The organism is Rhodococcus sp. NPDC003382, from assembly GCF_053589135.1.
The window spans coordinates 117,613-138,790 of sequence record NZ_JBSFRH010000010.1; the positions used below are offsets into that span (position 1 = coordinate 117,613).

At 69.0% G+C, this 21,178-nt stretch carries 19 protein-coding genes and 1 pseudogene; 10 read left to right on the forward strand and 10 right to left on the reverse strand.

What is annotated here, in order from left to right; genetic code table 11:
• The first annotated feature begins 1 nt into the window (after position 1).
• Positions 2 to 1,048, forward strand: a complete 1,047-nt coding sequence (locus ACWDUD_RS09860; protein ID WP_450109192.1) for an alpha/beta hydrolase — start codon at positions 2 to 4, stop codon at positions 1,046 to 1,048.
• Positions 1,049 to 1,141: 93 nt separating this feature from the next.
• A complete protein-coding gene (locus ACWDUD_RS09865; protein WP_197256237.1) occupies positions 1,142 to 1,639 on the forward strand; it encodes a DUF2505 domain-containing protein in 498 nt (165 codons plus the stop codon).
• 55 nt (positions 1,640 to 1,694) lie between these two features.
• On the opposite strand, the gene ACWDUD_RS09870 is transcribed toward ACWDUD_RS09865, so the two are convergent.
• The 6 genes from ACWDUD_RS09870 to ACWDUD_RS09895 form a co-directional block, all read right to left on the reverse strand.
• The gene (locus ACWDUD_RS09870) at positions 1,695 to 3,437 is read right to left on the reverse strand and encodes an alpha/beta hydrolase (RefSeq protein WP_450109193.1); all 1,743 of its coding nucleotides are present in this window, start codon (positions 3,435 to 3,437) and stop codon (positions 1,695 to 1,697) included.
• 51 nt (positions 3,438 to 3,488) lie between these two features.
• On the reverse strand, positions 3,489 to 4,568 hold the full coding sequence (locus ACWDUD_RS09875) for an ABC transporter ATP-binding protein (RefSeq protein ID WP_450109194.1): 1,080 nt from the start codon (positions 4,566 to 4,568) through the stop codon (positions 3,489 to 3,491).
• Between the two features lie 33 nt (positions 4,569 to 4,601).
• Positions 4,602 to 5,492, reverse strand: a complete 891-nt coding sequence (locus tag ACWDUD_RS09880) for a carbohydrate ABC transporter permease (protein ID WP_420752248.1) — start codon at positions 5,490 to 5,492, stop codon at positions 4,602 to 4,604.
• On the reverse strand, positions 5,489 to 6,454 hold the full coding sequence (locus tag ACWDUD_RS09885) for a carbohydrate ABC transporter permease (RefSeq protein WP_450109195.1): 966 nt from the start codon (positions 6,452 to 6,454) through the stop codon (positions 5,489 to 5,491). The genes ACWDUD_RS09880 and ACWDUD_RS09885 overlap by 4 nt, the downstream gene beginning before the upstream one ends.
• Positions 6,451 to 7,806 carry an ABC transporter substrate-binding protein gene (locus ACWDUD_RS09890; protein WP_450109196.1) on the reverse strand — a complete coding sequence of 452 codons (1,356 nt, stop codon included), beginning with the start codon at positions 7,804 to 7,806 and terminating at the stop codon, positions 6,451 to 6,453. The genes ACWDUD_RS09885 and ACWDUD_RS09890 overlap by 4 nt, the downstream gene beginning before the upstream one ends.
• A 74-nt stretch (positions 7,807 to 7,880) precedes the next feature.
• Entirely contained in the window at positions 7,881 to 8,948 is a 1,068-nt protein-coding gene (locus tag ACWDUD_RS09895) for a sugar-binding transcriptional regulator (protein ID WP_450109197.1), read from the reverse strand.
• Between the two features lie 108 nt (positions 8,949 to 9,056).
• Between ACWDUD_RS09895 and ACWDUD_RS09900 the strand changes: the two genes are divergently transcribed.
• The 4 genes from ACWDUD_RS09900 to ACWDUD_RS09915 all read left to right on the forward strand — a co-directional run bounded on the left by ACWDUD_RS09900 (position 9,057) and on the right by ACWDUD_RS09915 (position 13,985).
• A complete protein-coding gene (locus ACWDUD_RS09900; RefSeq protein ID WP_450109205.1) occupies positions 9,057 to 10,076 on the forward strand; it encodes an NAD(P)-dependent alcohol dehydrogenase in 1,020 nt (339 codons plus the stop codon).
• Positions 10,077 to 10,081: 5 nt separating this feature from the next.
• Positions 10,082 to 11,554 (forward strand): mannitol dehydrogenase family protein, encoded by a 1,473-nt coding sequence (locus tag ACWDUD_RS09905; protein ID WP_450109206.1) that lies wholly within the window; start codon positions 10,082 to 10,084, stop codon positions 11,552 to 11,554.
• A complete protein-coding gene (locus ACWDUD_RS09910; protein ID WP_450109198.1) occupies positions 11,551 to 12,483 on the forward strand; it encodes a carbohydrate kinase family protein in 933 nt (310 codons plus the stop codon). Before ACWDUD_RS09905 ends, ACWDUD_RS09910 begins: the two co-directional genes overlap by 4 nt.
• An 80-nt stretch (positions 12,484 to 12,563) precedes the next feature.
• A complete protein-coding gene (locus tag ACWDUD_RS09915) occupies positions 12,564 to 13,985 on the forward strand; it encodes a xylulokinase (protein ID WP_450109207.1) in 1,422 nt (473 codons plus the stop codon).
• Here the strand turns inward: ACWDUD_RS09915 and ACWDUD_RS09920 are convergent.
• On the reverse strand, positions 13,961 to 14,332 hold the full coding sequence (locus ACWDUD_RS09920) for a phosphatase domain-containing protein (RefSeq protein ID WP_231611489.1): 372 nt from the start codon (positions 14,330 to 14,332) through the stop codon (positions 13,961 to 13,963). The genes ACWDUD_RS09915 and ACWDUD_RS09920 overlap by 25 nt on opposite strands.
• 294 nt (positions 14,333 to 14,626) lie before the next feature.
• On the opposite strand from ACWDUD_RS09920, the gene ACWDUD_RS09925 reads away from it, so the two are divergent.
• A complete protein-coding gene (locus ACWDUD_RS09925) occupies positions 14,627 to 15,007 on the forward strand; it encodes a hypothetical protein (RefSeq protein ID WP_450109199.1) in 381 nt (126 codons plus the stop codon).
• 9 nt (positions 15,008 to 15,016) lie between these two features.
• Here the strand turns inward: ACWDUD_RS09925 and ACWDUD_RS09930 are convergent, their stop codons facing one another.
• The gene (locus ACWDUD_RS09930; protein ID WP_450109200.1) at positions 15,017 to 15,208 is read right to left on the reverse strand and encodes a hypothetical protein; all 192 of its coding nucleotides are present in this window, start codon (positions 15,206 to 15,208) and stop codon (positions 15,017 to 15,019) included.
• Positions 15,209 to 15,266: 58 nt separating this feature from the next.
• Positions 15,267 to 15,947: an NUDIX hydrolase gene (locus tag ACWDUD_RS09935; RefSeq protein ID WP_450109201.1), complete on the reverse strand. Its 681-nt coding sequence runs from the start codon at positions 15,945 to 15,947 to the stop codon at positions 15,267 to 15,269.
• 64 nt (positions 15,948 to 16,011) lie between these two features.
• Here ACWDUD_RS09935 and ACWDUD_RS09940 point away from each other — a divergent pair.
• Positions 16,012 to 16,953 (forward strand): annotated as a pseudogene (locus tag ACWDUD_RS09940) (ADP-ribosylglycohydrolase family protein); the annotation flags it as partial.
• A 69-nt stretch (positions 16,954 to 17,022) separates the two neighbouring features.
• A complete protein-coding gene (locus ACWDUD_RS09945) occupies positions 17,023 to 17,475 on the forward strand; it encodes a macro domain-containing protein (protein ID WP_450109208.1) in 453 nt (150 codons plus the stop codon).
• Between the two features lie 618 nt (positions 17,476 to 18,093).
• On the opposite strand, the gene ypfJ is transcribed toward ACWDUD_RS09945, so the two are convergent.
• Complete coding sequence (gene ypfJ / locus ACWDUD_RS09950; RefSeq protein WP_450109202.1) at positions 18,094 to 19,005, reverse strand: KPN_02809 family neutral zinc metallopeptidase; 912 nt, start codon at positions 19,003 to 19,005, stop codon at positions 18,094 to 18,096.
• A 141-nt stretch (positions 19,006 to 19,146) separates the two neighbouring features.
• On the opposite strand from ypfJ, the gene aspS reads away from it, so the two are divergent.
• Positions 19,147 to 20,955, forward strand: coding sequence for an aspartate--tRNA ligase (gene aspS, locus ACWDUD_RS09955; RefSeq protein ID WP_450109203.1), 1,809 nt, complete (start codon positions 19,147 to 19,149; stop codon positions 20,953 to 20,955).
• Positions 20,956 to 21,178: the final 223 nt, after the last annotated feature.

Below are 21,178 nucleotides of genomic sequence, written 5' to 3' on the forward strand. Positions count from 1 at the left end.
AGTGACGACGACCAGCCCCACCCCTCGAGTTCGCCCGCGTCGGCACGTCCTGCGGTGGGTTCTGGCAGTGATCGTCGTGGTGCTCGCGATCATCGCCGCGTCCTTCGCCCTGACGCCGACGCCCGGGGCGCTTCTGGTCCGCGTGCTGTTCGAACGTGGTGCCCGTGACCAGACCGCGAAACTCGAGGTCGGGGCCCCGGTCACCGATCTCGTCGCCGACGTGCCGTATCGCGCCGGCGACCCCGACGCGTATCTCGACGTCTACACCCCGACCGGAACGACGACCGCGCTGCCGACGATCGTGTGGACGCACGGCGGCGCGTGGCTGTCCGGGGACCGGACGAACTATGCCGGTTACTACCGGCGGGTCGCGGACGCCGGGTTCACCGTGGTCTCGCTCGGCTACTCGCTCGCCCCCGAACATCGCTATCCGACGCCCGTGCACCAGCTCAACGACGCGCACGCCTACCTGGTCGAGCACGCGGACGAACTGCACATCGACCCGGATCGCATCGTCCTGGCGGGTGATTCCGCGGGCGCACAGTTGTCGGCGCAGCTCGCCGCGGCGGTCACCGACCCGGCCTATGCCGCCGCGATCGGGATCACTCCGGCGCTGACCCCGGAGCAGCTGCGCGGTGTGGTGCTCAACTGCGGAATCTACGACGTTCCCGCGATGGGCGGCAGCGGCGGCCTGATCGGGTGGGGTGTGAAGCAGGCTTTGTGGGCCTACACGGGGGCTCGGGACTTCCGGTCCTCGGAGGCGGCCGCGCAGATGTCCACGCTGCGGTGGGTCACCGGCGAGTTCCCCGCCACCTACATCACCGGCGGCAACGGCGATCCCCTCACGAACACCCAGTCGAATCCGTTGGCTGCGAAGCTCACCGATCTCGGTGTCACCGTCGACGCCCTGTTCTATCCCGAGGATCACGAGCCGGAACTGGGCCACGAGTACCAGTTCGATCTCTCGCTCGAAGACGCTCGGATCGCCCTCGAGCGGACGATCGAGTTCGCCCGCAAAGTGACCGAATCGGAGCGCCCGGGGGCCTGATTCTCCGGGCCGGACGGGCCCGCGGCAGGGCGTGGTCGGCTTTGTCGGGAGCGCTGTAGGCGACCCCCGCGGGGGACGCTATTGTTTGCGCCCATGTCCAAAGAATTTTCTTTCAGCGCCGATATCGACCACGACGTGGAACGGGTCCACGCCGCCCTGATCAGCGAGGAGTACTGGAAGGGCCGCCTGGGCGGAAGCACGACCGGCTCAGTGGAAATCGCTTCCCCGGCAGGTCCCGGCACGGTCAAGGTCACGCTCACCGACGAGACCGACACCTCGGGACTTCCCGCTGTGGTCCGCGGCATTCTGCGCGGACCGCTGGTGATGCAGCGGACCGACGAGTGGGGCCCGCTCGAGGGCGGTGCCGCACAGGGCACGCTGACCGGTGGCTCGTCCAGCTTCCCGGTGTCGATCGAGGGGCGCTCCGAGCTGCGCGCTCGCGACGGCGGTGCGGTCCTCGAGGTCCGCGGCCAGGTCACCGTCAAGGTTCCGGTCGTCGGTGGCCAGATCGAGGGTCTGGTCCTGCAGATGGTCGAGGCCATCGTCTCCGGTGACGGCAACGCTCTGAACGAGATCCTCTCCGGAAACTGATTCGTCGAGGGGCGTCGCGGGACCGCGCGTGCGGTCCGGCGGCGCCCCGAACTTCTCAGCCGACCGGCACGGAGTCCTCGAGTGCCGTGGCTTCGACCACCTTCGCGACCCGCTCGGTGTCGGCGGTGGTCCACCCGTCGGGAGGCGCGATCGCGGCCCAGCCGTACGGGATCAGATCCTCGTAGTTGTGCCCGTGCCCGACCGGTGGTGAGGTGCCGCGCATGACATCGCCGGCCACCTGCCAGAACGTGACGATCGGATACCAGCGCATCGACGGAACCCGGTCCGGGCCGGGCGGTTCGGAGAGCCAGTCGGGGCGGGTGAGCAGCAGGTCCGGGCCCCACCACACGACCGGATCGGACGCGTGCTGCAGATACAGGACCCGCGGGTCGAGCCACGGCTGCCCGTTCGGTTCCAGCGCTTCCATGCTGTCGGCGAACCGGACCTCGAGACCACCGTGGTAGGTGGGCAACACCTCGGTGCTGCCGGGATCGCGCCCGTCCACCAGCGAACGCCACAGGGTGTTCGAATTCGGTGGTCCCACGAACAACGCCCCGTCGACGGACGAGCGCAGGTCCGCGATGTCGTCGAACGCGGCCTCCGCGGACTGCGACCCGAGGCTCTCTCCGTAGACGAGCAGCCGGGGACGCGCATCCTCCGGCAGCTGCGACCACCGCTCCTGCACCCCGTCGATCAGCGCCTCGCCCGCGGAAGCCGCCGCGGACCCGTCGGTGAGGAACGAAATCCAGCTCGGCAGATACGAATACTGGATCGCGGCGATCGCGGTGTCCCCGTTGTACATCAGCTCGATCGAATCCGCCGCGACGGGATTGACCCAGCCGGTGCCGGTGGTCGCGGAGACCACGAGCACCTGCCGATCCCACGCCCCGGTGCGGTCGAGTTCGTCGAGCACCAGGTCGACCTGGGCGGCGGTGTCCGGCGCCGATTCCAGCCCCGCGTACACGCGGATCGGTTCACGCGCCGGAAGGCCGTTGATCGCGGTCAGTTCGGCGGCCCGTGCGCCGCCGTCGACGAAGGACCGGCCCTGCCGGCCGAGGGTGTCCCAGGGGGCCGCCGACATCGGGCTGCCGGACCGCTCGGGTTCCACCGGCTGCGTGTCGCCGGGATCGGTGCTGTTGTTGTCGCCGGAGAAGACCAGGTTCGCGGCCTTGGAACTGCCGGCCAGCAGTACCTGGTCGACGAACACGACGACGAGGACGGCCAGCAGGACCGGGGCGACCACGTGGGCGATCGGAACCGGAATGTGCAGGCGCGCACCGAGAAACCGTGCGAACGCGTCGGCGAGGCGGCGCAGGCCCCGGGCGATCAGCAGCACCACGGCGAAGACGGCGGCGACGACGAGACCGGTGCGCAGATACGCGAACGAGGAGGTTGCGTCCATGCCCATGAGGGCTTCGATCTCGTTCTGCCGATCGGCGGCGACGAGCAGCGCCGCGACCACCAGTGCGACGACGAGCACCGCCACCACGGCCTGGGTGATCTGCCGGACCGTGTGGCGGCGGCGCCACCATGTCAGGTGCGGCACGATCCACCGTCGTGCCGGGTAGGCGATCAGCACGCCGATGCCGTAGCCGGTCACGGCGGTGATGCCGCTGATCAACCCCTGATACAGCCAGTCCCGGGGGATCAGGGACGGGCTCAGACTCCACGCGAAGAACAACAGGGCGACGACGAGCCCGACGAAATCCAGTCCGAGGACCGTCACGGGATGAGCGCGCGTGTCGTCTGTGCCGGGCGCGTCCGTGCCCGGTGCGTCGGGGGTTCGTGGGGCGTTCACCCGCCGACACTAACCCGCGCGGGTGCTTCACGGCGCCGCGGCGAACCGCGGTCAGTCACCCACCCGCTCACCGGTCTCGACGTCGAACAGGTGCACCGTGCCTTCGCGCTTGCGCAGGTGCACGGTGTCGGCGAGCCGGGCGGGGGTGCGGGTCAGCGCCCGCGCGACCACCTGGTTCCCGCTGCCGGGAATCCGCGTATACAGATACGACTCGCTGCCGAGTTCCTCGACGAGCTCGACGACGGCCTCGACGCCCTCGTCGGCGATCTCGAAGTCCTCCGGCCGGATACCGGCGGTGACCTCTTCGATGCCGGCCGCGTGCAGCTTGGCGATCCGCTGCCGCTCGACGGGGACGACGGTGCTGCCGACGACGACGCCGTCGTCGGCGACCCGCGCCGTGAGCAGGTTCATCGAGGGGGAGCCGATGAAACCGGCGACGAAGGCGTTGGCGGGACGGTCGTAGAGCTCGGTGGGGCTGGAGAACTGCTGCAGCACCCCCTTCTTCAACACGGCCACGCGATCGCCCATCGTCATCGCCTCCACCTGGTCGTGGGTGACGTACACGGTGGTGGTGCCCAGGCGTCGCTGCAGCGCCGCGATCTCCGTGCGGGTCTGCACGCGCAGTTTCGCGTCGAGATTCGACAGCGGCTCGTCCATGCAGAACACCTGCGGTTCACGAACGATCGCGCGTCCCATCGCGACCCGCTGACGCTGCCCGCCGGAGAGCTTGGCCGGCTTGCGGTCGAGGTAGTCGGTGAGATCGAGGATCTTCGCGGCCTCCTCGACCTTGCGGCGACGCTCGTCGGCGCTCACGCCGCGCATCTTGAGTGCGAAGCCCATGTTCTCGGCGACCGTCTTGTTCGGATACAGCGCGTAGTTCTGGAAGACCATCGCGATGTCCCGGTCCTTCGACGGCACTCCGGTCATGTCCTTGCCGTCGATCGAGATCGACCCTTCGTCGATGTCCTCGAGCCCGGCGAGCATCCGCAGCGCCGTGCTTTTGCCGGAGCCGGACGGTCCGACCAGGACCACGAATTCACCGTCCTCGATGTCGAGGTTCAGCGAGTCGACCGCGAACGTGTCGGAGTTCTCGTAGATGCACGAGGCGTTGGCGTAGGTGATGTCAGCCATGATGGAAGTCCTTGCTGGTAAAGAGGTTCGGGTCTACTTGATGGCGCCGAACGACAGGCCGCGTACGAGCTTGTTCTGGGCGAGCCAACCGGCGAGGACGACCGGAAGTGCCGCCATCGTCGCCGCGGCGGACAGCCGCGCCCAGTACAGGCCCTCACCGGTGATGAAGCCGACGAGGAAGACCGGAATCGTCTGTGCCTGAACGGCAGTGAGGTTGACCGCGAAGAAGAATTCGTTCCACGAGAAGATCACGCAGATCAGGGCGGTCGCGGCGATGCCGGGGGAGACCAGGGGCAGGATCAGCTCCCGCACCGCGGTCCACAGGCTCGCGCCGTCCATGCTCGCCGCTTCCAGGAGTTCGCCCGGAACTTCGAGGAAGAACGAGCGCATCATCCACACCGCGATGGGCAGGTTCATCGCCGTGTAGAGGACGATCAGGGCCCAGATGTTGTCGAGCAGACCGACCTCGGCGACGATCACGTACAGCGGGATGATCGCGGCGACGATCGGCAGCATCTTGGTGCTGATGAAGAAGAACAGCACGTCCTTGGTCTTGCGCACCGGGCGCAGCGACAGCGCGAACGCAGCCGGAATGCCCAGCAGCAGAACCAGGATCGTGGAGACGATCGTGGCGAACGCCGAGTTGAGCAGGCTCGTTCCGACTCCGGTCTCGAACACTCCGCGGAACTGGTCCAGGGTGGGGGAGAAGAAGAACTTCGGCGGGTCGGAGTAGGCGTCGGCCTCCTGCTTGAAGGCGGTGAGCACCATCCAGAAGACGGGGAAGAAGAAGCCGATGGCCGCGATCCAGGCAACGACTCCCCACGGATTCATCCGGCGGTTCTTGCGCTTGCGCGCGGTCCGGGCGACGCGGCCGGTCGGTGCCGCGGTGTCCGATGCCTGCGGCGTCGTGACGGTGGTGCTCATGCCGCCTCCTCCTTGCCGGTGAACGATGTGAAGATCAGGCGCAGGGCGAAGGTCGCGACGACGATGGTGCCGACGACGACCACCACGCCCATGGCGGCGGCCTGACCGATGTCGAAGCCCAGGAATGCGCGCTGGTAGATGTAGAACGGCAGGTTGGCGCTGGCTGTGCCGGGACCGCCCTGGGTCATCATGTAGATCGCGTCGAACGTGTTGACCAGGTAGATCGCGCCGAGCACGGTGCCGAGTTCGATGAACCGGCGCAGGTGCGGCAGCGTCAGTTCACGGAACAGGGCGAAGGCCCCGGCCCCGTCGACCCGGCCCGCCTCGAGGATGTCGCGGGGCATCGACTGCAGGCCGGCGAGGATGAGCAGCATCATGAACGGCGTCCACTGCCAGATCAGTGCGATCATGACCGCGGGCAACGGGAAGCGGCTGATCCAGTCGACCTCGCCGATACCGAACGGCGAGAGGACGAAATTGACGATGCCGAAGACGGGATCGAACATCGCCGTCTTCCACACCAGGGCGGCGGCCACCGGGGTGACGAGGAACGGTGTGATCAGCAGCGTCCGGGCGATGCCGCGCCCGAGGAAGGCCCGGTCCAGCAGCAGGGCGAGCATCAGGCCGAGGATTACCGAGACCAGCACCGTGCCGACGATGAGGACGACGGTGTTGATCGCCACCTGCCAGAACTGGCTGTCCTGGAAGACGTCGACGTAGTTCTGGAGGCCGACGAACCGGCGGGAGCCGGGGCTGACGAGGTTCCACGACTGCGTCGAGTAGTACAGGGTGAACAGGAACGGAACCTGGGTGACCACGATCGTGAAGATCAGGGCCGGGAGCAAGGGACCGCGCCGGCGCCAGCCCTCGGCCCGCGAGACCCTTTCCTCCTTGGAGTCCCGGAGCGAACGGATGCGCTCGGTCGTGTCCGGTGTCGGACGCTGCGCTGCAGGTGCGGTCATGACGACGCCTCCCGATAGGTCTCGCCGACGGCCTCGGCGTACTTCTGTGCTTGCTCGAGTGCCTCGTCGACCGTCTGACGTCCGGCGATGGCCGCGCTGATCTGCTGGCTGACCCGAGTGCCGAGATCCTGGAACTCGGGGATGGCCACGAACTGGATGCCCGTGTAGGGAACGGGGTCGACCGTGGGGTTCTTCTGATCGGCGGTCTCGATGGATTCGAGGGTGATCGGACCGTAGGCCGCTGCGGCCTCGGCGTATTCGGGAATCTCGTAGGTCGACAACCGGCTGCCCGGCGGAACCCGTTCCCAGCCGAGTTGCTCGCCGACGGTGCGCAGGTAGTCCCGGTCGGTCATCCACGAGATGAACTTCCACGCGTCGTCGGTGTGTTCACTGCTCGCGGGGATGCCGAGCGACCACGTGTACAACCAGCCGGAGGGGTCCTTCTCCTGCACCGGAGCCGCCGCGTACCCGATCTTCCCCACGACGTTGCTCGACGCGGGATCCTCGAGCGTCGACACCGCGGACGTCGAGTCGTACCACATGGCGACCCGGCCCTGGGCGAGTTGCGTTGCGCACTCGCTGAATCCGCTCGTGGCAGCACCGGGCTGGCCGTACTCGCGGACGAGATCGACGTAGAACTGCACGGCCTCGCGGAACTCGGGACTGTTCAGCTGCGCGTTCCAGTTCTCGTCGAACCACCGGCCGCCGAACGTGTTGACGACGGTGTCGAGCGGCGCGAGCAGTTCGCCCCAGCCGGGCTTGCCGCGTAGGCAGATCCCGTTCACGTCCGGGCTGTCGAGTCGCGCGGCGGCGTCGGCGACCTCGGTCCAGGTCGGGGGATCGGACAGTGTGATTCCGGCTTCCTCGAACAGGTCCTTGCGGTACATGAGGAACGACGATTCGCCGTAGAACGGCACCGAATACAGATCGCCTTCGTACGACAGTGCTTCCCGCAGCGAGGGGATGATGTCGTCCGCGTCGTAGCCCTCGGTCTGCTCGATGTACGGCGACAGGTTCGTCAGCCACCCGTACTCCGCCCACTGGGGCGTCTCGTAGTTGCTGATCATCACGACGTCGAACTCGCCCCCGCCCATCGCCGTGGAGGCGGTGATCTTGGCGCGGGCCTGGTTCTCGGAGAGGGTGACGAATTTCAGGTCGATCTCGGGATTCTCGGCTTCGAACTGCGACGCGAGTTGCTGTGCGTCCTGCATCTGGGAGTTCGACACCATCGCGATGGTGACGGTCCGGCCGGATGTGCCGAGGGATCCGGCGCCGGCGCACCCGCTGAGCGCGAGGCACAGGGTTGCGGCGCCCGCGACGGCCGCGCGGGTGGATCTTCTTGCTGTAGGCACGATGGACTACCTCGTTTCGGTGCTGTTCGTCCGTCGGCGACGGGTGCTGTTCGTCCGTCGGCGACGGGTGCTGTTCATCCGTCGGCGAAGGGTGCTGCCTCGTCGTGCACGGAGGCGGTCTCGGGTGCCCGGTCCGTACCGAGCAGGTACTGGGCGCAGGCGATGTCGCACACGAGCATCGTGGCGAGCCCACCGCGGAGCGCGCCGAGGACGGCGCGGTGCTTCGATTGCCCTCCGGTGACGAGAATTGTTGTGGTGCAGTCTCTTACATCTTCGAGTGGAACGGACATCGTACGTGCCTCGAGGTCGCCGTGGACGGGGGTGCCGTCGGCGTGGAAGAACCGGCCGCCGATCTCCCCGACCGCGCCGAGGCTGTCGAGTTCGTCGAGCACGGTGGTGTCGAGGAAACTGCCCTCGAACAGGGTGGTGGCCGTGGAGACGGCGCCGACCCCGAAGATCATCATGTCGGCGCTGCGGCCGATTTCCAGGGTGCGGGAGATGAGCGAGTCGGCGCGCATCGACGCCACGGTCGCCGCGTCGGCGTAGAGGGGAGTGGGGAGCCGAAGCGGTTGTGCCCGGAGTTGTTCCGCGCACCGGCCGAGGACGAACTCGGTGCCCGTCTGGTAGGTGCTCGCGGAGCCCGAGCCATCGAGCTGGACGATCCGCGCGCACGTGGCGACACCGGAGGGCAGGGCCTGCGCGACGGCGACGGTTTCCGGTCCCCACGTGAACCCGAGGGTGTCGGTCGGGCGGATGCGGCGGGTGAGCAGAGCTGCGGCGGCACGCCCGAGTGCGGCGAAGCTCGCGGAGTCCTCGACCGGGCCGGTGTCGTCGACGCGGGCGCCGACCACCACGGCCTCGGTGAGGCCGTACCGCTCCTCGAGGGCGCGTTCGAGGTCGGCGTGCAGGTTGTCGCGCAGGGACGGCGGCACGGCGACCTCGATGCGGACGATTCCCTGGGCTCGGGCCCGGGCCACCAGGCGGCCCGCGGTGGGCCGGGAGACCCCGAGGCGTTGCGCGACCTCGGCCTGGGTGAGTCCGTCGAGGTAGTAGAGCGTCGCGGCGCGCACGGCGAGGCGCAGGTCCTCGGGTGTCGCCGAGGTGTCCTTCTCTGCGGGGGTGGTCGTGCCGGGCGTGGTCACGCGCCCTCCTTGATTTGTGAACATTTGCTCATAGGTGCGTTCATTTGCTCACTACGCTAGCATCGCAGTGTGACCTACACAACAGTCGTCGCTTCGATCCCCCGAGCCATGCGCGCCGCGGTTCTCGTGGAACCGGGCCGAATCGAGATGCAGGAGCGACCCGTACCCGCTCCCGACCCCGGGGACGTCCTCGTCCGGGTCACCACGGTCGGGGTGTGCGGATCGGACACGCACTACTACCGGGAAGGGCGAATCGGCGAGTTTGTCGTCACCGGCCCCCTCGTCCTGGGGCACGAAGCGGCCGGGGTCGTCGTCGCCGTCGGCAAGGGTGTGCCCGCGCACCGGATCGGAGAGCGGGTGTCGATCGAACCGCAACGCCCCGATCCGCTCACCGAGGAGACCCGGCGCGGCGACTACAACCTGTGCCCGCACATGCGGTTCTTCGCCACCCCGCCCGTCGACGGGGCGCTGTGCGAGTACGTCACCATCGGCGCCGCCTTCGCGCACCCCGTGCCGGCGACCGTCTCGGACGACGCCGCGGCCCTGTGCGAACCGTTGTCCGTCGGCATCGCCGCCGTGCGCAAGGCTCGGATCACGGCCGGATCGCGCGTCCTGGTCACCGGGGCCGGACCGGTCGGCGTCGTCGTCGCCCAGGTCGCCCGGGCATTCGGTGCGCTCGAGATCGTGGTGACCGACCTCGACGAACGACGCCGCACGAGCGCACTGTCGTACGGTGCCACCCGCGCACTCGACCCGCGCGTGGACGACCCGGCGAGCCTGCAGGTGGACAGCTACATCGACGCCTCCGGCGCTCCGAGCGCGGTGGACTCCGGCATCCGGGCGGTCCGTCCCGGAGGCACCGTCGTACTCGTCGGCGCCGGCGCGGAGACGATGACGCTTCCGGTGCAGATCATTCAGAACCGCGAACTCGTCCTCACCGGCGTGTTCCGCTATGCGAACACGTGGCCGACGGCGCTCGCCCTCGTCGAGTTGGGACGGGTGGATCTCGACACCATGGTCACCGCGCGGTTCTCGCTCGACAAGACCGCCGAGGCGCTCGAATCCGACCGGACGCCCGGGAACATCAAGGCCGTCGTCGACGTGACCGATCGGCCCGGAGAGGAATGACCACCATGCGCGTGAGCCGGCAGACACTGCCCCACCTGCAGGTACCCGTACCGAGTTATCGCCGCGAGGACGTCACCGTCGGCATCGTGCACTTCGGTGTCGGCGGCTTCCACCGCGCCCACCAGGCCATGTACGTCGACCGACTCCTCGAGCAGGGGCTCGCGCAGGACTGGGGCATCTGTGGCGTCGGGGTGATGCCGCGCGACCGCCGGATGCAGGAGACCCTCGACGAGCAGGACGGTCTCTACACACTCGTCCTCACGCACCCGGACGGCAGATGGGAGCCGCGGGTGATCGGATCGATCGTCGACTACCGTTACGCCCCCGACGATCCCGAGGCCGTCGTCGAACTCATCGCGGCGCCGACCACGCGGATCGTCTCGCTGACCATCACCGAGGGCGGCTACAACATTCGGCACCACACCGGGGAATTCGACGCCGACGATCCCGCGGTCCGGCGCGACCTCGACTCCGGCGAGCCGCCGACCACCGTGTTCGGGCTCGTCACCGAGGCTCTCGCCCGTCGGCGTGCCCGTGGACTACGGGCGCCGACGGTGATGTCCTGCGACAACATCGAAGGCAACGGCGACGTCGCCCGGCGGGTGTTCACCGCCTACGCCCGGCTCGTCGATCCCGAACTGGCACAGTGGATTTCCGACAACGTCCGGTTCCCGAACTCGATGGTCGACCGGATCACCCCCGTCACGACCGACGAGGTCGTGACGGCGCTGTCCGAACGCTTCGACGTGCAGGACCGCTGGCCGGTCGCCGCCGAACCGTTCACCGCGTGGGTCCTCGAGGAGGACTTCGCGGACGGCCGACCCCCCTTCGAGAAGGCAGGGGTGCAGGTCGTCGACGACGTCGCGCCCTACGAACTGATGAAACTGCGCCTGCTCAACGCCGGTCACCAGGGGCTCGGCTATTTCGCGTATCTGATGGGATACCGGCTCGTCCACGACGCCGCGCAGGACCCGCTCATCGCCGGCTTCCTCCGCGACTACATGGACCGCGAGGCCACACCCACACTGGAACCGGTGCCGGGTATCGATCTCGACGACTACAAGCGCACGCTCATCGAACGATTCGCCAACCCCGAGATCCGCGACACCGTCGCCCGGCTGTGTGCCGAATCGTCCGACCGGATCCCCAAATGGCTGGTGCCGGTGATCCGGGAGAACCTGGCCGCGGGAGGTCCCGTGCGACTGTCCGCCGCCATCGTCGCGTCGTGGGCCCGCTACGCCGAGGGCGTCGACGAACACGGGCAACCCATCGAGGTGGTCGACCGGCTCGCCGACACGCTCGTTCCCCTCGCGCGCCGGCAACGGTCCTACCCCACGGCGTTCGTCGAGAACACCGAGGTGTTCGGCGATCTCGCCGGCAACCGCCGCTTCGTCGACGCCTACACCGGGGCGCTCGACACCCTGCACCGCGACGGTGCACGGGCCACGCTGGAAGAGCTTGCGGGAGAACACCGATGAACGGGCACGCGCTGGTGGTCGGAGAAGCGCTCGTCGACATCGTGCAGCGGGACGGGAAGGAACCCGTCGAACACGTGGGTGGAAGCCCGCTCAACGTCGCGGTGGGACTCGGACGTCTCGGCCGGGCGGTGCAGTTCACGACGCGGGTCGCGGACGATCCGCGGGGCACCCGCATCATCGACCATCTCGCCGGATCCGGCGTGAGCCTGACCCCGGGCAGTGCTGCCGCCGAACGCACCGCCACCGCACAGGCCACGATCGACGACCGAGGCGCCGCCCACTACGAATTCGACATCGCCTGGGATCCCGTCGAACCCCCGCCCACGGTCGACTCCGTCCTCGTGCACACCGGGTCCATCGCCGTCGTGCTGGAACCGGGCTGCGACCTCGTCGCGGAACTGGTTGCGCAGCAGTCGAGCGCATCCACGGTGAGTTTCGACCCGAACATCCGGCCGGCGCTGATCTCCGATCCCGCCCGGGCCCGGGCCCGCATCGAACGCCTCGTCGCGCTCGCCGACGTCGTCAAGGCCAGCGACGAGGACCTCGCGTGGTTCGCGCCCGACCGCGACCCCCTCGACACCGCACGCGACTGGCTTTCGAGCGGACCGGCGATCGTCGCCGTCACCCGCGGCGCGGAAGGCGCCGTGGCGGTGTGTGCGGCCGGTGTCGTCGAGATCCCGGCGGTACAGGTCGAGGTTGCCGATACCGTCGGTGCCGGCGATGCGTTCACCGCCGGACTGCTCGACGGCCTGTGGACCCGCGGCCTGCTCGGTGCCGACCGGCGGGAGGCGTTGCGTGCCATCACGGTCGACGACCTGCGCGACGTGCTCGGGACGGCGGCGTGGACGTCGGCGGTGACGGTCGCGCGTGCCGGAGCCGACCTGCCCACCCGTGCCGAGCGGGACGCCGCGCAGGAGGGTGTCTCGTGACCCCCGCCGACGCAGTCGGCTCGGTCGGCCCCGCCGACGGAGTCGGCTCGGTCGGCCCCGTCGAGGGGGTCGGCTCGTCCGTGCTCGTCGCGGGAGTGGACTCGTCCACGCAGTCCTGCAAGGTCGTCGTGTGCGACGCCGAGACCGGTGCCGTCGTGCGCGAGGGCCGCGCGGCGCATCCGTCCGGCACCGAAGTGGATCCGGTGGCGTGGCGGTCGGCCTACGAGCTGGCGTGTGCCGAGGCCGGGGGACTCGACGACGTCGCGGCCGTCGCGGTCGGTGCGCAGCAGCACGGCATGGTGTGCCTCGACGACGAGGGTGCCGTCGTGCGCGATGCGCTGCTGTGGAACGACACCCGATCATCTTCTGCTGCACAGGATCTCGTCGATGAACTGGGTGGCGTCGCAGCGTGGGCCGACGCCGTCGGCGTGGTTCCGCTCGCCGCGATCACCGTTGCGAAGGCGCGGTGGCTCGCCGACCACGAACCCGGCAACGCACGGCGCACCGCCGCCCTGTGCCTGCCGCACGACTGGCTCACCTGGACCCTGCGCACCGACCGGACCCTCGACGCTCTGGTCACCGACCGTAGCGATGCCAGCGGCACCGGATATTTCGACGCGGCAACCGACACCTACCGCCGCGATCTGCTCGAACTGGCGCTGCGCCGCCGTCCTCCGGTTCTCCCGCGGGTCGCCGGGCCGGCCGAGCAGGTGGGGCGGACCTTGTCGGGCGCGGTACTCGGCCCGGGCGCCGGTGACAACGCCGCCGCGGCCCTGGCGCTCGATGTCCGTGAGGGCGACGTCGTCGTCTCGATCGGCACCTCGGGGGTGGTGTCCGCTGTCTCGCCGACACCCGCGCGGGACGCCGACGGTTACGTCGCGGGCTTCGCCGATGCGACCGGGCGGCACCTGCCGTTGGTGTGCACGCTCAACGGTGCCCGAGTTCTCGACGCCACGGCGACGATGCTCGGCGTCGACCACGCCGAACTCTCCCGCCTGGCACTGTCGGCCCCGCCGGGCAGCGGCGGCCTGGTGCTGGTCCCGTACCTCGAGGGGGAGCGGACCCCGAACCGGCCCGACGCCACGGGCGCCCTGCACGGACTGAACCTGGCCACCGCGACCCCGGCGCATCTCGCGCGTGCCGCCGTCGAAGGTCTGCTCTGCTCGCTCGCCGAGGGCATCGACCACATCGTCGCGCAGGGCACGCACGTGCGCCGGGTGCTGCTGATCGGGGGTGGAGCCCGGTCGCGGGCACTGTGTGAAGTCGCCCCCGCCGTCCTCGGTATGCCCGTCGACGTCCCCGAACCGGGTGAGTACGTCGCGCGCGGCGCGGCGCGGCAGGCCGCCTGGACGCTGCGCGGCGGTGACGAGCCTCCGGCCTGGGAGCCGGGCGCGGTCCGGCGTTTCGAAGCCGACCCGACTCCGCACGTGCGGGAGCGTTACGCGCAGGTGCGAGACCTGACCGACGGTGCGCCGGTTCAGAAGTTGCCCTCGGCGACCTGAAAACACACCAGGCCCATCCGCCGCCACATGCGCACCACCTGATCGCGATCGTCGAGGACCGCGACGATGCGGTAGCGGTGCCGGATGTGGGCGTCGAACAACTCGGCCTTGACGATCGAATCCTTGCGATTGTCACCGGCCGCGCGCATGTACAGCTCGTCGTACGGGATCTCGTGCCGGGCGAGCCACTCCTCGGTCTCGGGACGGCAGACGCCGTCGCGGCCCGAGAGCAGCACGACGGCGAACCCGTCGGGCGCGGCGGCGAACGCTCTGACCGCGGCCTCGACGGCGGGGGAGACGGTGTCCTCACCCACCCGGTGCCAGTGATAGGGACTGCGGTCGCTCATGTGCGCGAGAGTGCCGTCGATGTCGACGAGCCAGGCCGGGGGCAGCGTCGGATCCTCGACGTACCGCGCCGGTGGCGGAGCCGCCCCGCTCGGAGGACGATGCCGTTTCCTCGCCGGGTGCTCTCGGTGTCGGGTCTTCCTGGTCACGACCGTGGATACCACCTGTTGCTTTCAGTGGAACGGAGGCGCACTGTGGGATGGCGGCGGGACGTCCCAGGTGGTGTCCGGGTAGGGGGTTCGGTGGGTGCGCCATCCGAAACATCCGATCGCAGCAGGTCGGCCGCGGCTCGCCGCGTGGGTTACGTCGTGGCGGTGCTGATCGATGCCGCGATGCTGTACGCGATCAACGTCCGGCCCGGCTGGGAGGTGGTGCCCTTCCTCACCGAGGAGACACCGGCGGTGCTGGGATGGGTCAACGCCTCGATCGTCGTCGGTCTCGTGGCGAATCTGGTGTATCTGGTGCGGGATCCGCGGTGGCTTAAGGCGCTCGGTGACATCGCCACCACGGCGGTCGGTCTCGTCGCGCTGCTGCGGATCTGGCAGGTGTTCCCGTTCGACTTCGGGACCGACGCGTTCGACTGGCCGCTCGTCGTGCGAATCCTGCTGGGGCTGGGCATCGTCGGCAGCGGCATCGCAATTCTCGTAACACTGTTCACGGCGGCGCGGAGGCCCTGACCTCACGGCTCAGTCGGGTGCCTCGTCCCCGGGTTCGACGGGTTCGACATCTTCCCGGTCGGACCTGCTCCCCGGAACATCGCGTTCGTCGCGCTCACGCTCTACCTTGCGTTCCAGGTCGTCCACGATGCCGCTGAGCTCGTGGCCCGGACCCTTGTCGTCGGCTCGTGTCCCCGGACCGCTGTCGTCCGCTTGTGTCACAGTGCTGCCCTCCTCGGCTCGGCGTGAGCCAGATACCCGCGGACCGCGCGGGGCAAACTCAGCCGGTGAGCAGGACCGCGGCCTGCGCCGGAAGCTGTGCGGCGCCGCGTCGGCGGAACAGTTCGGCGGGCCGGCCGTGGCCGGGATTCGACAGCCGTCCGGTGCTGTCGAGCGCCGCGACGACGTGACGGCGGAACGAGTCCTTCTGCAGCGGCCGGTCGAAGATCGCCTCGTACAGCAGGCGCAGATCGAGCACGGTGAACTCCTCGCCGAGCAGCCGATCGGGGTCGACCTGTGCCGCGTAGCGTGCGCGCAGGTCGTCGACGGCCAGCCGCACCATGTCGGCGTGGTCGAACGCGAGATCGCCGTCGACCGTGCCGCCGTGGACGACGTGTAGTGTCGCGTCGTCGGGCAGGTCGGTGACGGGGACCGCGGCGGTGTGCGCCATCGAGATCACCCAGCCGCGTTCGTCGCGGTCGGGATCGTCGAACATCCGCAGCTGGTGGAACTTCAGGCCGGTGATGTGTGCCTTGTCCCGGAGTGCGCGCTCGGCGGCGTCGACGAGACGCTCGCCGCGGTGCAAGAAGGTGCCGGGGAGAGCGCGACCGCCGAGATGATGATCCACGACCAGGACCCGTAGCTCGCCGTCCAGACAGGTCAGCACCGCGACATCGACGGCGACGGAGGGGCGGTCGTAGTCGGCGAGGGTCTTGCCCGCCCGATCCTTCGGTTCACTCACATTTGCATATTAGCGCAATGCTGATCTAAACTTAGCGCAATCTTGATCTAATGAGGAGGCTGCAATGAATGTGACTGCACAGCAGAGGGATCGGGCCGTCGGGGTGCTGCTCGGAACCGCCGCAGGTGACGCCCTCGGAGCCGGTTACGAATTCACCTACCCCTCGGCCGCCACGAAGATCGACATGATCGGCGGCGGCACGTTCGCGTGGGAACCGGGGGAGTGGACCGACGACACCGCCATGGCCCTGGCGATCGCGTCCGTCGCCGCGACCGGCGTCGACATCGGTCGCGGCCGCGGCCTCGATGCGGTCGCCGCGGAGTTCGTCCGCTGGTACGACTCGAACCCGAAGGACATCGGCAACCAGACGCGCAACGTCCTGGGCCGTCGCGCCGGCGACGCCGCCACCATGCAGGCGCATGCCCGGGCGTTGACCGGACGCAAAGCCGGGAACGGATCGCTCATGCGTACCGCTCCCGTCGCACTCGCCTATCTGGACGACGGGGCCGGATGCCTCGAAGCTGCCGCGCAGATCAGCGCGCTCACGCACGACGATCCGACCGCGGAACAGGCGTGCCGCCTGTGGTCCCACGCCATCCGGCACGCGGTGCTGTACGGAACCTTCGACGGTGTGCGCGGCTTCCTGAAGATCGCGTCACCCGAGGTCGCCGACTTCTGGCGCCCGCTGCTCGACGAGGCGGAACGCGGCACGCCCGCCGACTTCGCCAACAACGGCTGGGTCGTACACGCCCTGCAGACCGCGTGGTGGGCGATCACCACCACCTCCGGTGCCGGCGAGGAGCACCTGCGCGGCGCGCTCGAAGCCGCGGTGCGGGCGGGCGGCGACACCGACACCACCGCCGCGATCGCGGGTGGGCTGCTCGGAGCGCGATGGGGCGCCGCGGCGATCCCGGCACGGTGGCGTCGCATGCTGCACGGCTGGCCGGGCCACACCGCCGACGACCTGATCCGGCTCGCGCTGGACACCGTGAACGGCGGCCCGCGGGGAACCGATTCGCGGCGGCGGATCAGGGTGGTGCAGGGAGACATCACAACCCTGCGCGTCGACGCCCTCGTGAATCCGACCGACCCGAATTTCAGCGGTGACGGCGGCGTGGATCGGGCCGTGCACCGGGCCGGTGGACCGGCGATCCGCGCAGCCTGCGACACGTTGCGCGCAACCACCCTGCCGCACGGGCTGAGCGTGGGTGCCGCCGTGGCGACCACTGCCGGCAACCTTCCGGCGACGTGGATCGTCCACACGGTGGGTCCGCGCTATTCGCACTCCGAGGATCGCACCGCGCAGCTGCGCGCGGCGTACACGCGAAGCCTGGCGGCCGCCGAAGCGGTGGGCGCCCGGACGGTCGCCTTTCCGCTGATCGCCGGCGGTGCCGCGGGCTGGCCGATCGATGACGCGGTGCGCCACGCCGTCGCCGCTCTCACCGAGGCGCACACCGCGCTCGAGGAGGTGACGCTGGTCGCGGCCGACGCTCGCGCGGCCGCGCTGCTGCGCCGGGAAGTCGGGTAGAAAAAGTCGGAGGTTACGCCGGGCCTGCCACAATCGGCCACAAAATGTGATCGCAATCATAATTGATCGAATTGTGTCCGAGTTTTCGCAAATGTCTCCGAATTGCGCGCAATGCGGGATCGAGGTAACAATTGATGCGGCGCACGACGGCGTCACTGAAATACAAGATCACAATTAGGAGTTACCCGTGCTCGATCTCGCCACGCTGGCCGACATCTTCAGCAACGCCGCCGACCTGTTCGGTGCCCTCGACTTCTTCTCGGGCCTGAGCAGCCAGTAGTCTTAGCGCATCAGAGACCTGCAGGTATGTACCTGCAGGTCTCTTTTGTTTTCCGGCAAGAGATTGCCTCCGAGTATTTTGTCGGATTCCGCACGAACGTCGCGGTTCGTTCAGGGACAAATGCCATTCGTGTAATTCCGATCGTGATTCGACCGTAATGGATCTTCTGCATTCGGAAACCGGACTTCCCAGCAGGAAGAAACTGATCTCCAGGATAGTGGAAAGTGATCTTCCGGCCTCTCCGATCGATTCGTGGGAAAGCGTCGAAACGGTCCCGAAAATGCAAGAGCCGGGTGCTCGTTCGAGCACCCGGCTTCGTTGTTGCGGCGAACGGCAGGTCAGCGCAGCGCCGGCGGATTGTCGAGGTTCGACGCCGAGTAGGTGTCACACGCAGCGACCTGGCCGGTGCGGTAACCGGCGAGGAACCACTTCTGACGCTGCTCCGACGAACCGTGCGTCCAGCCCTCCGGATTCACCCGACCCGTCGCGGCCGCCTGGATGCGGTCGTCGCCGACCGCCGAGGCCGCGGAGAGCGCGTCACGGACGTCGTCGTTGGTGAGCGGGACGAGGAAGGGCTGACCGGTGTTCGGGTCCGCCATCTTGTCCGCGTGGTACGCCCACACGCCCGCGTAGCAGTCGGCCTGCAGTTCCGTGCGCACCGCACCGGACTCGGGGCCGCGCGGGTCGGCCTGCGCGCGGCCGATATCGCCGAGCTGCGTCTGCAGATGGTGTCCGAACTCGTGGGCGACGACGTACTCCTGCGCCAGCGGGCCCCCGCTCGATCCGAAGCGGGTCACGAGCTCCTGGAAGAAGCTGGTGTCGAAGTACGCGGTCTGGTCGGCCGGGCAGTAGAACGGGCCGACGTCGCTGGTGGCGTTGCCGCACCCGGTGGATGTCGCGCCGGAGAAGATCTCGACCTCGGGACGCACGTAGCGCACGCCCGTCTGCGCCTGCAGCTGCGATTCCCACACCAGATCGAGGCTGCCCACGGTCGCGGCGACCCGGCAGTCCACATCCTCGTTGGCGTCGGCACCGGTCTCGCAGCCCTCCAGGGTCCCGGCCCCGGCCTGGGTGTTCGGATCGACCGTGCCCGACCCGAGCAGCGAGCCGGGATCTCCGCCGAACAGCAGCGCCAGGATCAGCACGAGGATGCCGCCCACGCCGCCGCCGACGGCGATCTTGCCGCCGCGTCCGCCGCCGCCCTGGCGGACCCGGCCCGCCTCGATCCGTGCCCCGTCGTTGAACGTCATCGCATCGCCTTCTTGTTGCAGGTGCTTTCAGCCGCACAAGCTTGGCACGTCGAATCGGGTACGGGTGTCCTCGTCGCCCTCGTGTCTTTCGTAGGATTACAGCCGACGAAGAACCTCGTTGATCATTTCGAAAGGAATTCCGTGCTGCGCACCCATCTCGCCGGCTCGTTGCGAGCCGAGCACGCCGAGCAGTCCGTCACCCTCACCGGTTGGGTTGCCCGGCGGCGCGACCACGGCGGGGTGATCTTCATCGACCTGCGTGACGCATCCGGTGTCTCCCAGGTCGTCTTCCGCGACGCCGCGGTTCTCGAACAGGCCCACCGCCTGCGCGCCGAGTTCTGCGTCAAGGTCACCGGTGTGGTCGAGGTGCGGCCCGACGGCAACCAGAACTTCGACATTCCGACCGGTGCCATCGAGGTCAACGCGACCAAGCTCGAGGTGCTCAACGAGGCTGCGCCGCTGCCGTTCCAGCTCGACGACCAGGCCGGTGAGGAAGCGCGCCTGAAGTACCGCTACCTCGATCTGCGTCGCGAAGGACCGGGCAAGGCCATCCGCCTGCGCAGCAAGGTCAACGCCGCGGCCCGCGCGGTCCTGGCGCACCACTCGTTCGTCGAGGTCGAGACGCCCACGCTGACGCGCTCCACGCCCGAGGGCGCCCGCGACTTCGTCGTGCCCGCGCGCCTGCAGCCCGGCAACTTCTACGCACTCCCGCAGAGCCCGCAGCTGTTCAAGCAGCTGCTCATGGTCGGCGGCATCGAGCGGTACTACCAGATCGCCCGCTGCTACCGCGACGAGGACTTCCGCGCCGATCGCCAGCCCGAGTTCACCCAGCTCGACGTCGAGATGGCCTTCGTGACCCAGGAGGACGTGATCCTGCTGGCCGAGGAGATCCTGCACGCCCTGTGGCGGCTCGTGGACTTCGAACTCCGGACTCCGATCCCGCGCATGACCTACGCCGAGGCGATGCGCCGATTCGGTTCCGACAAGCCGGATCTGCGGTTCGACATCGAACTGGTCGAGTGCAAGGACTTCTTCAAGAACACCACCTTCCGGGTGTTCCAGGCCGAGTACGTCGGCGCCGTCGTCATGCCGGGCGGCGCGAGCCAGCCCCGCCGCCAGCTCGACGCCTGGCAGGAATGGGCCAAGCAGCGCGGCGCGAAGGGCCTGGCCTACGTCCTGGTCGGCGAAGACGGCGAACTGTCCGGTCCGGTCGCGAAGAACCTCACCGACGCCGAGCGCGCCGGCCTCTGCGACCACGTCGGCGCGAAGCCCGGCGACTGCATCTTCTTCGCCGCCGGCGCCACCAAGCCGATGCGCGCGCTGCTGGGTGCCGCGCGCGGCGAGATCGCCCGCAAGCTCGACCTGATCGACCCCAAGGCATGGGCGTTCGTGTGGATCGTCGACGCGCCGCTGTTCGAGCCCGCCGCCGATGCCACCGCGTCCGGCGACGTCGCGCTCGGCTCGTCCGCGTGGACGGCGGTGCACCACGCGTTCACCTCGCCGAAGCCCGAGTTCCTCGACACCTTCGACACCGATCCCGGCTCGGCCCTGGCCTACGCCTACGACATCGTCTGCAACGGCAACGAGATCGGTGGCGGCTCGATCCGTATCCACCGCCCCGACGTGCAGGAACGCGTCTTCAAGGTCATGGGCATCTCGGAGGAGGAGGCGCAGGAGCAGTTCGGCTTCCTGCTCGACGCCTTCAAGTACGGTGCCCCTCCGCACGGTGGCATCGCGTTCGGGTGGGACCGCATCACGGCCCTGCTCGCCGGAGTGGACTCGATCCGCGAGGTCATCGCGTTCCCGAAGTCCGGCGGCGGCGTCGACCCGCTGACCGACGCGCCCGCCCCGATCAGCGAGGCCCAGCGCAAGGAGTCCGGCATGGACTTCAAGCCCGAGCCGAAGAAGGACGCGGCGAAGAAGGACGATTCCGCGATCTCGGCCCAGTAGAACCGACCGGTCCGCGCCGGGACCTCGGGGCCGTACCGCCGGGACCTTCCGGTCCGTGCCCCCTGGGACCTTCCGGTCCGTGCCCCCTGGGACCTTCCGGTCCGTGCCCCCTGGGACCTTCCGGTCCGTGCCCCCAGGGACCTGCCGGTCCGTGCCCCCTGGGACCTTCCGGTCCGTGCCCCCAGGGACCTGCCGGTCCGTGGCGTGTCGACGTCCTGCGCCG

Coding starts and splice junctions, on each gene's coding strand:
- ACWDUD_RS09865 (WP_197256237.1), top strand. CDS start 1,142: ATGTCCAAAGAATTTTCTTTCAGCGCCGATATCGACCACGACGTGGAA.
- ACWDUD_RS09875 (WP_450109194.1), bottom strand. CDS start 4,568: ATGGCTGACATCACCTACGCCAACGCCTCGTGCATCTACGAGAACTCC.
- ACWDUD_RS09880 (WP_420752248.1), bottom strand. CDS start 5,492: ATGAGCACCACCGTCACGACGCCGCAGGCATCGGACACCGCGGCACCG.
- ACWDUD_RS09885 (WP_450109195.1), bottom strand. CDS start 6,454: ATGACCGCACCTGCAGCGCAGCGTCCGACACCGGACACGACCGAGCGC.
- ACWDUD_RS09900 (WP_450109205.1), top strand. CDS start 9,057: ATGCGCGCCGCGGTTCTCGTGGAACCGGGCCGAATCGAGATGCAGGAG.
- ACWDUD_RS09905 (WP_450109206.1), top strand. CDS start 10,082: ATGCGCGTGAGCCGGCAGACACTGCCCCACCTGCAGGTACCCGTACCG.
- ACWDUD_RS09910 (WP_450109198.1), top strand. CDS start 11,551: ATGAACGGGCACGCGCTGGTGGTCGGAGAAGCGCTCGTCGACATCGTG.
- ACWDUD_RS09920 (WP_231611489.1), bottom strand. CDS start 14,332: ATGAGCGACCGCAGTCCCTATCACTGGCACCGGGTGGGTGAGGACACC.
- ypfJ (WP_450109202.1), bottom strand. CDS start 19,005: ATGACGTTCAACGACGGGGCACGGATCGAGGCGGGCCGGGTCCGCCAG.